This is a genomic window from Cryobacterium psychrophilum (genome assembly GCF_004365915.1).
GTDB classification, from domain to species: Bacteria; Actinomycetota; Actinomycetes; order Actinomycetales; family Microbacteriaceae; genus Cryobacterium; species Cryobacterium psychrophilum.
Map to the genome: position 1 here is coordinate 2554665 of NZ_SODI01000001.1, position 14834 is coordinate 2569498.

Annotated in this window: 10 protein-coding genes; 6 read left to right on the top strand and 4 right to left on the bottom strand. The window is 67.2% G+C overall.

Translation table 11 applies throughout. The features are described from left to right. Nucleotides 1-55: 55 nt before the first annotated feature. The 4 genes from EDD25_RS11980 to EDD25_RS11995 form a co-directional block, all read right to left on the bottom strand. Complete coding sequence (locus EDD25_RS11980) at nucleotides 56-1354, bottom strand: O-antigen ligase family protein (RefSeq protein ID WP_134173474.1); 1299 nt, start codon at nucleotides 1352-1354, stop codon at nucleotides 56-58. Nucleotides 1355-1384: 30 nt separating this feature from the next. Then, nucleotides 1385-2686 carry an O-antigen ligase family protein gene (locus tag EDD25_RS11985; RefSeq protein WP_166671290.1) on the bottom strand — a complete coding sequence of 434 codons (1302 nt, stop codon included), beginning with the start codon at nucleotides 2684-2686 and terminating at the stop codon, nucleotides 1385-1387. A gap of 104 nt (nucleotides 2687-2790) precedes the next feature. After that, nucleotides 2791-4263, bottom strand: a complete 1473-nt coding sequence (locus EDD25_RS11990; RefSeq protein ID WP_134173476.1) for a phytoene desaturase family protein — start codon at nucleotides 4261-4263, stop codon at nucleotides 2791-2793. A 256-nt stretch (nucleotides 4264-4519) separates the two neighbouring features. Next, a complete protein-coding gene (locus EDD25_RS11995; RefSeq protein ID WP_134173477.1) occupies nucleotides 4520-5686 on the bottom strand; it encodes an acyl-CoA dehydrogenase family protein in 1167 nt (388 codons plus the stop codon). A gap of 143 nt (nucleotides 5687-5829) precedes the next feature. Here EDD25_RS11995 and manA point away from each other — a divergent pair, with 143 nt between their 5' ends. From manA to EDD25_RS12025, 6 genes are all read left to right on the top strand, one after another. Beyond that, entirely contained in the window at nucleotides 5830-7164 is a 1335-nt protein-coding gene (manA, locus tag EDD25_RS12000; protein ID WP_134173478.1) for a mannose-6-phosphate isomerase, class I, read from the top strand. 100 nt (nucleotides 7165-7264) lie between these two features. Continuing rightward, the gene (galE, locus tag EDD25_RS12005) at nucleotides 7265-8287 is read left to right on the top strand and encodes a UDP-glucose 4-epimerase GalE (RefSeq protein WP_134173479.1); all 1023 of its coding nucleotides are present in this window, start codon (nucleotides 7265-7267) and stop codon (nucleotides 8285-8287) included. A 154-nt stretch (nucleotides 8288-8441) separates the two neighbouring features. Beyond that, on the top strand, nucleotides 8442-8759 hold the full coding sequence (locus tag EDD25_RS12010; protein WP_134175432.1) for a WhiB family transcriptional regulator: 318 nt from the start codon (nucleotides 8442-8444) through the stop codon (nucleotides 8757-8759). A gap of 93 nt (nucleotides 8760-8852) precedes the next feature. Then, the gene (locus tag EDD25_RS12015) at nucleotides 8853-12446 is read left to right on the top strand and encodes a glycosyltransferase (protein WP_134173480.1); all 3594 of its coding nucleotides are present in this window, start codon (nucleotides 8853-8855) and stop codon (nucleotides 12444-12446) included. After that, entirely contained in the window at nucleotides 12436-13905 is a 1470-nt protein-coding gene (locus EDD25_RS12020; RefSeq protein ID WP_134173481.1) for a DUF5719 family protein, read from the top strand. Before EDD25_RS12015 ends, EDD25_RS12020 begins: the two co-directional genes overlap by 11 nt. A gap of 271 nt (nucleotides 13906-14176) precedes the next feature. Further along, entirely contained in the window at nucleotides 14177-14743 is a 567-nt protein-coding gene (locus EDD25_RS12025; RefSeq protein WP_134173482.1) for a hypothetical protein, read from the top strand. Nucleotides 14744-14834: the final 91 nt, after the last annotated feature.

The following is a 14834-nucleotide window of genomic DNA, read 5'->3' on the forward strand; positions in this document are numbered from 1 at the left end:
GTCGGACTCGCGCGCCCTGTGTGGGCGGCTGTGCGAAGCATCCGTTGGAGAGTGGCTAGCTGGCGTCGCTCTTGAAGGGGAGCGCGCTGCGCCAGCTCAGGCCCTGCGCGGCTTTGACCGAGCTGATGCACAGCAGGAGCCATCCGGACTCCACGAGAAGGGTGCTTTCGGCGGTGCCGTTCACGAGCAACGCCACGAGGATGAGGGCGGGCCACACATATACGAGTGAGCGTTTGTTGCTGGCGAGCAGCCACGAGCGCACCAGGGCGAGCGTGACGAGCACGAGGAAGGCCAGGAAGCCGATGACGCCCACCTGGAAATACACGTCGACGTAGGCGTTGAGGCCCGAGGTGTGCGCGACGCCGGTCGTGAAGTCGAGCCAACCGTAGGGGCTGACGTTGCTGGGCCAGATTCCCGCCCAACCCCACCCTTCGAGCGGATGCAGCTTCACGAGCCGCCACATCTCGGTCCAGAGCCCGTAGCGCACCTCGAACTCGCTTCCGGCGTTGAGCTGGGTGATGAGCACACTGCGGCCGAACCAGACGGCCAGGAGGGCGAAGAGCATTGCCGCGAGCAGGCCCAGCTGCAGACGCCAGCGCGCGGCCACGGACGTGCGGCGCAACCACATGAGCGCGAGGGCGGCCAGGACCACCACGACACCCACCACCACGATCACCGGCGAGCGGGTGAACAGCAGGCACACCGCCGCAAGCCACAGCGACGCGATGCCCTTGCCGCGTGGGATCGACCGGGCCCGGAGCTCAACGGCGAACGTGATGAGCGCGATGAGGGCCATGAGACCCAAGACATTCCGGGAGCCGAATACGCCCTGCATGGGGCCGAGCTCGGCGATATCGCCTTGGATCCCGAGGAACGTGATCGGCAGGTCGAGCAGCAACCCGGAGAGCACTTCAAGCCCAATCGACAGTCCGAGCAGCACCCGGAGTACGTCACCCGAAGCCCGAACAACCTGGAACGTGTCGCGCACGAGCGCCACGTAGATCGCGAGGAAGCCGAACGCTATCTGGTAGCCCACACCGGCGAGGGTGTGCAGCGGGTACCCGCTCCACACCAGAGAAATCGCGCACCAGGCCACGAACACGATGATGGAGATGGGCAGCAGGCCGTGCCACTCCACAATGGGTCGACGCGCCAGGAGCGAGAGCGTGGCGAGTAACACGAGCCCCACAATGATGCCGTCGAGTCCGGCCCAGCCCATCATGCTGCGGAGCAGGTGCGTGGAGAATGCCACCCCGAGAATGACCAGGGTCATGGACGCCGCGAATTTGGGCGACGCGAGCACACGTTTGATCGCCTCGAGGAGGACGGGGGGAGTGGTGCGTGGCGACGTCATGGATTTCCAATTTATCTGTGTCGGGCGGCGCTACGGCATTGGCGCGGGCGTGCCCTGTTGTCGCTTGGTCATTACGGCCATGACCACGAGCAGCAGCCACCCGTATTCGATCAGCAGGCGACTCTCCGCCACGCTTTGCGCAATCAGTGCGGCCATGATCAACAGCGGCAGCAGAGCGGATGCCCGAAAAGGTGCGGTATCCGCAACGCCGAGCCGCGGGCGATCGATCGCCAGAAACCACGCACGCCACATGGTGGCGAACACAAGCGCCGCAAACAGGATGAGGCCCACGATTCCGAGCTGCAGCCACACATCCAGCCAGGCGTTGTGAGCCTGCAGGTAGGTGACTCCCTTGCGCACGGCGAGCCCCTGGAACGGCTCGACCCACGGTGCCCAATACCCCACCCAGCCCCAGCCGAACCCGGGACGTTCGCTCGCCAGCTCGGTGACGCTGTACCAAATATCGAAGCGACCCGTGAGGTCAGGACTTCTGCCGAACAGCTGTGTCAACAGGGGGAAAAAAGCCAGCGACGCGGCCACGCCAGCCACAACGGATGCCGCGGCAACGACATAGACCGGCCGCCGGGACTGGTGGTGCACGCTTCTCGCCCAGAGAACGAAGCCGAGCACCACAAGCACGACGAGGGTCGCAACGGTGACGGTGGCCGACCGGGTGAGCAGGAGCATCGCGACGGCAAGTGCCAGCCAGGCCACGCCCCAGCCGCGCTTGACGGTGCGCGCGGCCAACTGCACGGCGAACACGATCACGGCGATCAGTGCCAGAAAGCCGAGGAGGTTGCGGTTGGCGACGATGCCCTCGATGGGTCCGCCCTCGAGCAGCAGCCCTCGGGACCAGTAGAACGCCAGCGGTATCTTGCCTTCGTACTCCACGAAGAAGGGGAGCACGGGCTGCTGAATCACGACGATGACGAAGAGTTCGAAGGTGAGGGAGAGCGCGAGGATCCACCGGAGGGCGACCCCGAGGGTGCGCAACAGCTCTGACCAGGTCAGGATGAGGGCCACGAAGAGGGCCGCGAAGGTGGTGCACCACTGCAGCGCGACGCCGAGGAGGCTTACCCCCTGGTAGAACGACCACAGGATCGACAGGGTCGCGAGCAGCATGAAGAGGATCAGGGATCGGGGGAACCGGCGCCATTTCCAGTCGGGCTTCTCAAGGATCAGGCCCACCACGCTCCCGGCAACCACGATCAGGGCGATGGCGCCGAAACCCCACCAGCCGCCCAGGTTGCGCCAGAATTGGCCGGCCAGCACCGTGAACAACACAAACGTCGCAAAGGTGCGAACGACGAAACGACTGCGAACGGCGGACATGGTCATAAGGTTACCGGCCCGGGCCGGTGTGACTGGGCTCGCCGCGGCATCCGTCTGCGGTCTGTGCACGCGCGTGGGGCCGACAAGCGTGTGATGGCGCCGGTTCAGGGAGTGGATGCCGCCGGGCCGTCTGTGGGCGCGAGCGACGGGGGTTGGCGTATTCCGTATTCGTGATGGAGGGCGCTGAGGGCGGCGCGGTATCCGGCGAGGCCGTGCACGCCGGGTCCGGGCGGCGTCGACGAGGAGCAGAGGTAGACGCCGGGCAGGGGAGTGCGCCACGGGTCGGTTGACAGCACGGGCCGCGCGATCAGCTGGCCGATCGAGACCGAGCCGGCCGCGATGTCGCCGCCCACGTAGTTGGGATTGTGGTTCTCCAGATCAACGGCCGTTCGGCTCGCCGAGGCGAGAATCGTGTCGCGGAACCCGGGCGCGAACCGTTCGATCTGGCGGGTGATGCTTTCGGTCTGGTCTTCGGTGGAACCGCGCGGAACGTGCGTGTAGGCCCACAGCACGTGCTGGCCGGCGGGGGCGCGCGTGGAATCCATAACGCTCGGCTGCGAGACGAGAACGTAGGGCTCCGCGGCGTGCCGTCCGCGCGATACGGTGTTCTCCGCGCGCGCGATCTCGGCCCGGGTGCCGCCCACATGTAGGGTCGGCGCGTCACGCAGCTCGGGCGCGCTCCACGGCACCGGTCCGGAGAGCGCATAGTCCACCTTCGCCACGGCGTTGCCGTAGCTGAAGCGCGCGAGCTGCCGCGCGTAGGCGGGCGGTAGGTCGGCCATCTGCGCGAGCGCCCGCGGGGCCACGTCGAGCAGCACAATCTTGGCCGGCGGCAGGTCGGCGAGGCGCCGCACGAAGGTGTCCGTCACGATCTCGCCGCCGTGTGCGATCAGGTCGTCCACAAGGGCGCCCACGATGGTGCCACTGCCGCCCACCGGAATCGGCCAGCCGCGAGCGTGGCCGTGCAGGGCAAGAATGAGTCCGGCTCCCGCGGTCGAGAGGCTCGGGAGTTTCTGAATCGCGTGGGCGAACGCGCCGGTGAGCAGCGCGGGGGCCGCGTCATGGCGAAACCGGAGGTTCCAGGCACCGGTTCCCTGCTCGAGCACGCGCAACCCGAACCGGGTGACCGTGAGCGGATGCCGCGGCACGCGCAAGAGCTGATTCCCGGTGAACTCGGCTACGGCATCCACGTCGCGCAGTAGCGGACGGAAGAGGTCGAGCCAGGCGCGCCCGTCGACGGGGCCGAGGGTCGCGGCGGTGCGTTCGAGGTCGCGGTAGGCGATGCCGGCGCGGCCGCCCGCGAGCGGATGGCCGTAGGAGATGTCGGGGACGAGCATCTTGACGCGGTCGGTGATGCCGAAGCGCTGGAAGAACTCCGAGGCGAGGGCCATGGGGTGCACGGCGGAGCCGATGTCGTGGTGGAAGCCGGGGAGGGTGAGCTCCGCGGTGCTCGCGCCGCCGCCGGGGATCGAGTTCTTCTCGTAGACGCGCACGGAGAGCCCGGCGCGGGCCAAGGTGACGGCGGCGGCGAGTCCGTTCGGGCCCGAGCCCACGACGATCGCGTCGACCTCGCTCAACGGATGCCCCGGTCGGACGGTGCGCGCCTACCCACGTGTGTCATACCGCGAAGGTAGCGCGCGCACATCCACTGCTGCAAGCCGCGTACCCGCCCGGCCCGACCCCACCCGCCCACGCAGGCCCTCCACAAAACCGGACATTCTGAGACACGCCGGACCGATCTGCCGTCAAACGCGGCGTGGCGCGAGAATCACCGGTTTTGCGGGGAGGAGGGAGGAGGACAGAGGGAGGGGAAGGAGGACGGAGGGGGAGAGGCTAGATGAAGGCGGCCTTTCCGGTGATCGTGCGGCCCACGATGAGGGTGTTCATCTCCTGGGTACCCTCGTAGGAGTAGAGCGCTTCGGCATCGGCGAAGTGCCGGGCCACGTTGTATTCCAGTGCGATGCCGTTGCCGCCGAACAGTTCACGGCACCAGGCCACGGTCTCGCGCATGCGACTGGTCGTGTACGTCTTCGCGAGGGCCGAGTGCTCGTCGCGCTGGGTGCCCTCGTCGAGCAGCTGCGAGACCCGCACGACCATTCCGAGGCTCGCGGTGATGTTGCCGAGGCTTTTGACCAGAAGATCCTGCACCAGCTGGTGGCCACCAATCGGCTTGCCGAACTGTATCCGCGACTTGGAGTAGGCAACGGCCGCATCGTAGGCTCCGACCGCGTTGCCCACGGAAGACCATGACACCTCGGCGCGGGTGAGGCGCAGAACCTTTGCGGTGTCTTTGAAGGAGTTCGCGTTCTGCAGGCGCATGCTCTCGGGAACCTCAACGTTCTCCAGCGTGATGTCGGCATTCTGCACGGTACGCAGGCTGATCTTGCCCTCAATCTTTGTGGCCGTGTAGCCGGGGGTGTCGGTGAGCACCATGAAGCCCTTCACCTGGTCGTCGGCCTCGTCGCGCGCCCAGATGATGGTGACGTCGGAGAACGTGCCGTTGCCGATCCAGCGCTTGGCGCCGTTGAGCACCCAGGTGTCGCCCTCGCGCCGAGCCGTGGTCTGAAGGCCGCGCGCCGCGTCACTTCCCGACAGCGGTTCGGTGAGGCCGAACGCGCCGACCAGCTCGCCCGACGTGATCTTCGGCAGCCACTCCGCGCGCTGCTCCGGCGAACCGCAGACCGCGATAGAGCCCGCGACCAGGCCGGTCTGCACCCCCGCGAAGGTGGCCATGGATGCGTCGACGCGCGACAACTCGAGCGCCACGAATCCGCGAAACACCGCCGAGTTCTCGAACGGAGCCAGCTCAGGCCATGAGTAGGAATACACTCCCAGCTGAGCGAGAGGCTTGATGACCTGCATGGGGAATTCGGCACGCTCCCAGCATCCGTTGACGATCGGGCGCACCTCGGCGTCGAGGTAGGCGCGCAGTTCGCTGAGGGCGGCCTGCTCGCGGTCGGTCAGCAGATCCTGATAACCCAAGAAGTCGCTCGTGGTCATATGGTGCTCCGTCCGTCGGGTTCGCCGCTGCCGCCCAGGGTTGGGCGAATCACGCTGGCAAATGCGTGCGAGCCTAGGGGGAGGTAGAAGCGTCGACAAACTGGTTGGTAGTTTGATCCAAACCCCGAGGGAAAGAGTCAGTCATGTTTGTGGGCATCACCAATACACCTCGAAATTACGCCTGGGGATCGGCCATGGCCATTGCCGATCTGATGGGCCATGAGCCCTCGGGTCAGCCCGAGGCCGAGCTGTGGCTTGGTGCGCACGCCGGATCGCCCTCGAAGATTGAAGACCCGGGCCAGGTGGGTGGTGCCACGAACCTTGCCGAGTGGATCGCCGCAGCGCCCGAGGTGGCGCTGGGCGCAGCGCTCGCCGGAGCCAGCTCTGTGGGCGCTGCGGGCTCCGCCCCCCTCGCCGGTGGAGCCGGCGCCACGGCGGCGTCGCCGCGCCTGCCGTTCTTGCTCAAGATTCTCGCCGCAGACCGCCCGCTCTCCCTGCAGGCACACCCCACATCGGAGCGCGCGCTCGAGGGCTTCGAGCTGGAGAACGCCTCGGATGTGCCCGTGGACGCCGGCACCCGCAACTATCGCGACCCGTTTCACAAGCCCGAGCTTATTTTTGCGCTCAGCGAGACGTTCGAGGCGCTGAGCGGATTCCGCGACCTGGGCGAGGTGCGGCGCATCATCGACGAGCTGCGCGCGCTCGACGTGGCGACCGACGACCCGCAGGCCGGCGCACTCGACGCGCTCGAGAGCCGACTGACCGGTCCCGACGCGGTGCGCGACACCGTCGACTGGCTGCTGCGCGATGGCCGCGGCGGCGACTCGGGCGAGGTGAAGTGGCTCGTGGAGCGCGTGGTGGTGCTCGCCGAGCACGCGGTGTTCCTCGCCGGTGGCGGTGCGGTGATCACCTTCGCGCGGGAGCTCGCCACCGTGCAATCTCTTGCTGCCGAGTACCCCGGCGACCCGGGCATCGTGATAGCCCTGCTCGTTAACCGGGTGTCGTTGAAGCGTGGCGAGGCGCTGTATCTGCCGGCCGGCAATATTCACGCCTACCTCTCCGGTCTCGGCATCGAAGTGATGGCCGCATCCGACAACGTGCTCCGCGGCGGACTCACCCCCAAGCACATCGACATTGACGAGCTGCTCGCCGTGCTCGACTTCACGCCCGTGGCTCCGCCGTACCTGGTACCCACCGTCGATTCGCACGGTGTCTCGGTCTTTCGTCCCGACGTGCCCGACTTCCAGCTCGTGCACATTGTGGCCGAGGCGGCTGCGGCTGCGGCGGTTCCGGTGATGCGGCAGTTCACGCTCACGGGCCCCGGGATCGCGATCTGCACGGCCGGTGGGTTCCTGGTGGCGGGAGCGCAGGCATCCGTGCAGCTCAAGCGCGGCCAGTCGGTGTACGTGACGCCCGACGAGGGCACACTTACCTTTGCGGGCACCGGCGAAGTTTTTCTCGCCACGACGGGCACCTGACTCCCGCAGGTGCGGCGGCTCCGTGCCCGAGTCGGAGCCGAGAGATAGTCTGAAGGGGCGTCAGCACCGGGCTGCGCTTGAGTCGGTTGTGAGAGTGAATATGGCCTGGTTGGTCACTGGTGGAGCCGGATACATTGGATCGCATGTCGTTCGGGCCTTTCTGGCCGAGGGAATCCCGGTAGTCGTTCTGGATGACCTGTCGAGCGGTCATGCCGAATTCGTACCTCCGATGGTGCCGTTTGTGCGCGGAGACCTGCTTGACGGCGCGCTGCTGATGGACCTTTTCGCCGACCACCAGATCGACGGTGTCGTGCACGTGGCTGGATTCAAGTACGCGGGCGTGTCCGTGCAGCGTCCGTTGCACACCTACGAGCAGAACGTCACGGCTACGGCGACGCTTCTCGCGGCCATGGAGACCGCGGGGGTCGCCCGCATCGTGTTTTCGTCCAGCGCCGCCGTCTACGGCACCCCGCACACGGATCTGGTGACGGAAGACACGTCGAAGAGCCCCGAGTCGCCGTATGGGGAGTCGAAGCTGATTGGTGAATGGCTGCTGCGCGACCAGGGTATCGCCACCGGACTGCAGCACACCTCCCTGCGCTACTTCAACGTCGTCGGCTCGGGCGCGCTCGACCTGCGCGACACGAGCCCGCACAATCTCTTCCCGCTCGTCTTCACCGCTCTCCGTGAGGGCCGCACGCCCCGCATCAACGGCAACGACTACCAAACGCCCGACGGCACGTGCGTGCGCGACTACATTCACGTGGCCGACCTGGCCACCTCGCATGTGGCTGCCGCCCGGCGACTCGCCGCGGATGAGGCGATCGCCCCGGTCTACAACCTCGGAAGCGGCGACGGGGTGTCGGTTGGCCAGATCATGACGACCGTGTCGACCGTTACCGGCATCGATTTTGAGCCCGATCTGGGTCCGCGTCGCGCCGGGGATCCCGACCGGATCGTGGCCTCAGGGGAGCTCGCCGCCCGCGATCTGGACTGGAAGATGCGTCACACACTCGAGGACATGGTGCGCAGCGCGTGGGCGTCGGAGCAGGCGTCGGCCGCCGCCGCGCCGCAGGCGAGCGCGGGGCTCGAAGACGGAGAATTCGTTCATTCGGAGGCATAACCTCCCCAACGACCGACTTTGACCCTTTGGGCGCGTCGCAACTATCGATCGAGTATTGAGGGTTTACGATAAACGACTTGACGAAATGGAACTACAACGGTGTAATTAGGGAGTGGCGCGCAACCGGGGTGTCACCTGATCGGTGGGAGACGATATGGCTGTATCCAATTATCGTTCTGGGGTTCCCGAGGACTGGTTCGTCGACCCTGTTCGGCTGGGTGTTCCCGGCGTGCGATCGGACGAGGGCGAAGGTAATCCGCTCTCCTGGCAGACGGATTCCCTCTGCGCGCAGACCGATCCCGAGGCTTTTTTCCCTGAAAAGGGCGGATCGACCCGCGACGCGAAGAAAATCTGTGCGTCGTGCGAGGTTCGCGCTCAGTGCCTGGAATACGCGCTGGCCAATGACGAGCGTTTCGGCATCTGGGGCGGTCTCTCCGAACGCGAGCGCCGCAAGCTGCGCAAACGCGCCTAATCCTTTTTCGGGCATACTTCGACGGACCTGATTTTGAGGCGCGCCCTCCCACCTGGCCCCCGTGGGTGATCCCCGACTTAGGCTGTCTACGTTATGCAACCGAGAGTCACTGCCATCCTTGTCGCCCGTAACGGTGCGAAACACCTTGAGCGAACTCTTGAGGCGCTCGCTCGCCAAACCCGTCAGCCCGACATTGTGATCACGGTTGACGGCGGGTCAACGGATGCCACAGCCAAGCTTCTCGGCGACTTCGGCCCCACCAAATTCATCGCGGCATCCGCCGGTTTGAGCTTCGGTGAGGCGATTTCTGCCGGGGTGGCCGTCATCACGCCCCCTGAGCACGACCGCGAGATGCTGTGGCTGCTCGCGCAGGACAGCGCCCCCGAGCCGGGCGCCCTCGCGGCGCTGCTGGCACAACTCGAGATCTCCCCGTCGGTGGCCGTTGCCGGACCCAAGGTGATGGAGTGGGAGGCCCGGCAATACATTCACGATTTCGGTCTCACGATGACACCCAGCGGAACCACGGTGTCGCTCGTGGAGAGCGAACTCGATCAGGGCCAGCACGACGGCCTCAGCGACGTGCTCGCCGTCAGCGCCGGCGGCATGCTTGTTCGCCACACGGTGTGGAACCAGCTTGAGGGCTTCGACGCCGCGCTGCCTGCTGTCGACGACTCCCTTGACTTCTGCGTGCGCGTTCGACTCGCCGGATTCCGAGTGTCGGTCGTCGCTGCCGCCCGGGTCGTCTCCGCCGGTGACGGCGTGGCCGGCCCCAACCAGTCCTCTCGAGGACGCTTGCGGCGACGCCGGGTGCGCGCGGAACGCGCAGCGCAGCTGCACCGACGGCTCGTGTATTCGCCCAGCTGGGCGTTGCCCATCCACTGGCTCTCCCTGATCCCCCTCGCTTTTCTGCGCTCCATCGGGCAACTCCTCCGGAAAGAACCGGGCGCGGTGCTCGGCGAATTCGCTACCGCGTTCGGTGCAGCCTTCCATCTGGGAAGAGTCGCCAGGGCGCGGCGCCGCCTCGCCGCCACGCGGACCCTCGGTTGGGCGTCTATCGCGAGCCTGCGGGTGACGAATGCCGAAATGCGACGCCGCCACGCCCTGCAGCGTGAAGCGAGTCTCGCGGGAATCCGCGGAGACCGCCCCGAGATGCGCTTCTTCGCTAGCGGCGGCGCGTGGACCCTGCTCGCCGCCGGGCTGCTGTCCGCGATCATGTTCGCGTCCCTGCTTAACGCGCGCACCCTGACCGGCGGCGGGATGCTGCCGCTGTCAGCCAATCTCACCGACCTCTGGAGGAGCGCCACGTACGGCTGGCGCGATGTGGGTCTCGGATTCGTGGGCGCCGCCGACCCCTTCAGTGCAGTGCTCGCTGTTCTGGGTTCGCTCACCGCGTGGGCACCGTCCTTCTCCATCGTTCTCGTGTACCTGCTCGCCGTGCCCCTCGCCGCCTTCGGCGCATGGATGGCGTCGACGCGCTTCACCGAACGCGGCGCGTTGCGTGCCCTCGCCGCCGTCATGTGGGTCCTGGCCCCCACGTTCCTGAGTGCGCTCTCCACCGGGCGCCCCGCCGCGATTCTCGTGCACCTCCTGCTTCCCTGGTTGTTCTTCGCCGGGTTCTCGGCTGCGCGCTCGTGGTCGGCATCGGCATCCGCTGCCCTGCTTTTTGCCGCGATTGTGGCGTGTGCCCCGTCGCTCGCGCCGGCGCTGCTCGTGATGTGGCTCATCGCCGTGGCGACCAGCGGACGCAGCATCATGCGGTTCATCGGCATTCCACTGCCGGCGCTTGCGCTCTTCGGTCCGCTGATCATCGAACAGGGCGCTCGAGGCAACTGGCTCGGCCTGCTCGCGGACCCCGGGCTGCCGGTCTCCACCTCGCCCGTGAGCGCCGCGCAGCTCGCGCTCGGGTTCCCTCTGGGCGAGCTGGGCGGATGGATTCCGATGCTGGACAGGCTCGGACTGTCGGCTGTGAACGCCGAGATCCTGGTGCCCGCGCTGCTCATCCCGCTTGCGCTGCTCGCCCTCGTCGCGCTGCTGCTCAATGGTGCGCGGAGCGGCGCGATGGCCCTGCTGCTCGGCCTGCTCGGTTTCGGCACGGCCCTCGCCGCGAACCACCTCAGTGTTGCGTCGGTCGGCTCCGAATCGATCGGTGTGTGGTCGGGTGCCGGCCTGAGCCTCTACTGGATGGGAATCGTCGGCGCCGCGATCATCGCGTTGCGCGCCCTGCGACGCGTGGCGCTGGCTCCTGGCCTCACTGTCGCCTTCGCGCTCGCCCTGGTGGCGGTCCCGCTTTTGGCCGCATATCCGCTCGGCATGTCGGTGGTCGACAAGGGACAGGGCCGCACGCAGCCTGCATTCGTCGACGCTGAGGCCCAGATCAATCCGAGGGTCGGCACGCTGCAGATCACGCCGCAGGCCGACGGCGGTATTCAGGCCGTGGTGGTGCGGGGAACCGGCGCGGTTCTCAACCAGCAGTCCACGCTGGAGAGCACCGACCAGACCCCCACTGCGAATCAGCGGGAACTCGCGGTCCTCGCCGGCAACCTCGCCTCCCGCAGCGGCCTGGACTCGGCTCAGGGACTGGCCGACTTCGGCATCCGTTTTGTGGTGTTGCAGGTCGAAGCGGCGCCCGAGAACGGCGTGGTGGCCACTTTGAGCCCCGCGGCTGCGGCCACGGCAATTCGCACGGAAACCGCCCTCGACGGCAACGCGGCGCTCGCGCCGGTTGGGGACACGAGCTTCGGGCGACTGTGGCAGCACGAGGCAACGTCCGAGGAGCCTGCGTTCGCGGAGATTCCGTCGAACGCCGGCGGTCTCTATGGTCTGCTTGCCACACTCGCTGTACTCGTTGTGATCGGCATCACCGTGCTGCTCTCCGTTCCTACCGGCGCCGGACGTGAAGCCGTTCGCCAGGCCAACCGCGAAGCGATCCGCCGCGCCGCGCGCGAGAACGCCAAACCCAAGCGACGCATTGGCCGCACCAAGGCTGCGACACCGGATGTCCCGGTGCCCTCAGCCGCACAGGCCGCGGCCACGGGCGCCTCGGCTGAACCGGCCGATTCCGCGCCGGGCACACTGCCGGCGGACGCACCGAAGAAGGTCTCTCGCGCCGCGTTGAAAGCGGCGGCCAGCACTGCGAAGTCCGACGCCACCGCGGCCAGGGCCGCGGCCAGGGCCGCGGCCAGGGCCGCGGCCAAAACTGACGCCAGCGCTGCGAAGGTCGCCGCGAAGGACGACGCCAGCGCTGCGAAGGTCGCCGCGAAGGACGACGCCACGGCCGCGAAAACCGCCGCGAAGGACGATGCGACCGCGGCCAAAGCCGCATCAAAGGCGGACGCCAGCGCTGCCAAGGCCGCGCCCAGTCGGGACGCGTCGACGGATACGGCTGACGCGGCCACGCGGGCAGCAGAAGAAGCGCCGCGCAAGGCTGATTCGGCCACGCTGAACGCTGAGAGGTGGGCGCCCCCAGCCCCCGAGGCGCCCAGCGCCGACGAGCCAGTGCCGACCGCTGGCCCGCGCCGATCGACCTTCGAATCACCCGCTGACAGGCTCGAACGTAAACGCCAGCAGGCATTCGCCCCGCGTCAGCAGTCGCCCGACGCCGAAACGGACGCAAGACCACGCCAGGAACCCGCGGCCGGCCCCGACAGCACCCCGACGAAGCCCGAGGTGGCCGACAATGCCCAGTAACTCCGCACCGGCGCGCATCGGTAAGCGCGCACTCACCGTCACCGTCGGCCTTGCAGGGGTCGCTCTCACCGTCGGGATCGTGGGTGGCGGCGTCACGCTGCCGTGGCCGACGATCACCGCGTCCCCAGCGTCCCCAGCGTCCCAGGTCGTCGCGCCCATGCCGAGTGAGCAGCAACGGGTATGCCCTGGTCCCGTTTTGAACTTGGCGGAAGATTCGAGTCAAGCGCAAGCCGCAACATCCGTTGGGCAAGCCGAAGCCGTGCACATCGCACGTTCCACGGCCGCGAGCGACACCGCTCTCCCAATCACCGAGCGGGACCTCACAGGTGTCGATGACTCCTCCGGGGCGGCGGCACCGCTGGTGCTGAGCCTGCTCGCCGAGCCCGGGGCGACCGAGGCGCCGCTGATCGCCGGAAGTCAGTCGCAGACCCTGGCGACCGAGACTCTGGCCGGATTCACCGCTGCGGCGTGCGCCGAGGCCACGAGCGACGCGTGGCTCGTGGGCGGCTCGACCGATGTCGGCCGCACGAGCCTCGTGCTGCTGAGCAACCCCACGACCGTGCTCGCCACGGTTGATATCAGCGTTTTTGGTGAGGCCGGCATTGTGGATGCTCCGGGAGCGACCGGCATTCTCGTGCAGCCCGGCGAGCAGCGCATCGTCTCGCTCGCGGGACTCGCCCCCAACCTCATGTCTCCGGTCGTGCACGTGCAGTCGAGTGGCGGACAGACGTCGGCCACGCTTGAGCAGAGCAGCATTCGCGGTATTGAACCGGATGGCCTCGAGCTCATTGCGTCGTCGGCCCGCCCGGACTTCAGGCAGGTCATCGCGGGGGTGCGGCTCTTGTCGTCGCCCGCGGCAGATGCGAACGGCACAGACGCCGGATTGCCTGAGGGTACGCCGAGCGTGCGCGTTCTCGTCACGGGCACGGAGCCGGCCACGGTGCAGGTCGGCGTCGTCAGCACGACCGCGGGCACGGCGGGAACGTCAAGGGAGGTCGAGCTGGAGCCGGGCATCGCCACGGATATTCCGCTGCCCGATCTCACCGAAGGAACCTTCTCGATCGAGGTCACATCCGACCAGCCCGTCGTGGCCGCCGCGCGCACCGAGACGACGGGCACCGCGAACAAGGACTTCTCGTGGTTCACCGCCTCGGAGGCACTCACCGATGACTTCCTCGTGAGCGTTGCACCCGGCCCCGGCCCCGTGCTGCACCTCGTGAATACCGCCACAACGGATGCCCGCATCTCACTGGCACCCGAGGGTGGGACCCGCGTGACGATTGCCGTGCCCGCGGGGGCCCCGGTGGACGTGCCGCTCATCGCAGGCACGAACTACGCGGTAACCGGAGCTGAGGCCATCGTCGCCGCGGTCGGGTATTCCGGCGACGGCGCGCTCTCCTCGTTCGCAGTGCGGCCGGCGGGTCCGCTCGCGGCGCCCATCACCGTCTACGTGCACTGACCCGCGTCGCTCGCTGATTCGGATCGGCAGCCGCCAACCCTACTCAGCGCGAGGAAGTGGCGGCGTGTGGCGCGGTTCACGTGCCCCGGCAGCGGATGCCGTCACGGCACGCATTAGTTTCCGCGGCACTCGATAGGTCGAGTGCCGCGGGTTTCAAGGAGTGCCGAGACCGTGATTCTCGCGCCGGGCCACGTCACGAACGCGACTGGTGGGCGGGACATGACCCTGTGGATAACTCCACAGAAGTTCCGATGTGTTCTACATTGACCGCATGCGCACTCCTACTCGAGGGTTTCTAGCCGCTTCGATGGTGGTCGCGGCGACGACCCTGGCCGGATGCTCCGCGCCCCTCGTTCCCGCGTGGACCAACAGCCCCGACCCCGTGGTCGAGCCGGTCTTCGCCTCGAACGACGAGGCCCTCGCCGCTGCAATCACGTCGTATGAGGCCTACGCGACGATGTCGAACCAAATCACGAATGAGGGCGGCGCAGATTCTGAGCGCATCACTGAGTATGTGAGCAGCGGATACCGAGCAGAGGTGATCGCTGCGTTTGCGAAACTCGAAGAGTCTGGACGTATTGGTTCTGGCGCATCCACCATCGATACCGTCTCGCTGGTGCGTTATCACGATGTTGCCGTGGGCTCTGCTTCCGTGCGCGCGTATATGTGCGTGGACGTAACCGATGTCCTCATGCGAGACGAGGAGGGGGCCGTGACCACGACGGCGAGTCGACCGAACCGCATTCCTCTGCAAGTCTCGTTTGTGTCAGGCCCGAGGGAATCCACCAGGCTCATCGTGGAAAAGGAGGATCTGTGGTCCGGTACAGATTTTTGCTAGTGGGTTTGACGGTTATGGTCCTTGTGGCAGCACCGCTTGCGCTCCCTGCAGCATTCGCATGCTCGCTCACTCAAATCAGCGACGGACTGTG

Excerpts from the sequence above, each read along its gene's own strand:
- EDD25_RS11995 (WP_134173477.1), bottom strand. The coding sequence starts at position 5,686 with ATGACCACGAGCGACTTCTTGGGTTATCAGGATCTGCTGACCGACCGC.
- EDD25_RS12025 (WP_134173482.1), top strand. The coding sequence starts at position 14,177 with ATGCGCACTCCTACTCGAGGGTTTCTAGCCGCTTCGATGGTGGTCGCG.
- galE (WP_134173479.1), top strand. The coding sequence starts at position 7,265 with ATGGCCTGGTTGGTCACTGGTGGAGCCGGATACATTGGATCGCATGTC.
- EDD25_RS12020 (WP_134173481.1), top strand. The coding sequence starts at position 12,436 with ATGCCCAGTAACTCCGCACCGGCGCGCATCGGTAAGCGCGCACTCACC.
- manA (WP_134173478.1), top strand. The coding sequence starts at position 5,830 with ATGTTTGTGGGCATCACCAATACACCTCGAAATTACGCCTGGGGATCG.
- EDD25_RS12015 (WP_134173480.1), top strand. The coding sequence starts at position 8,853 with ATGCAACCGAGAGTCACTGCCATCCTTGTCGCCCGTAACGGTGCGAAA.
- EDD25_RS11980 (WP_134173474.1), bottom strand. The coding sequence starts at position 1,354 with ATGACGTCGCCACGCACCACTCCCCCCGTCCTCCTCGAGGCGATCAAA.
- EDD25_RS11985 (WP_166671290.1), bottom strand. The coding sequence starts at position 2,686 with ATGTCCGCCGTTCGCAGTCGTTTCGTCGTTCGCACCTTTGCGACGTTT.
- EDD25_RS12010 (WP_134175432.1), top strand. The coding sequence starts at position 8,442 with ATGGCTGTATCCAATTATCGTTCTGGGGTTCCCGAGGACTGGTTCGTC.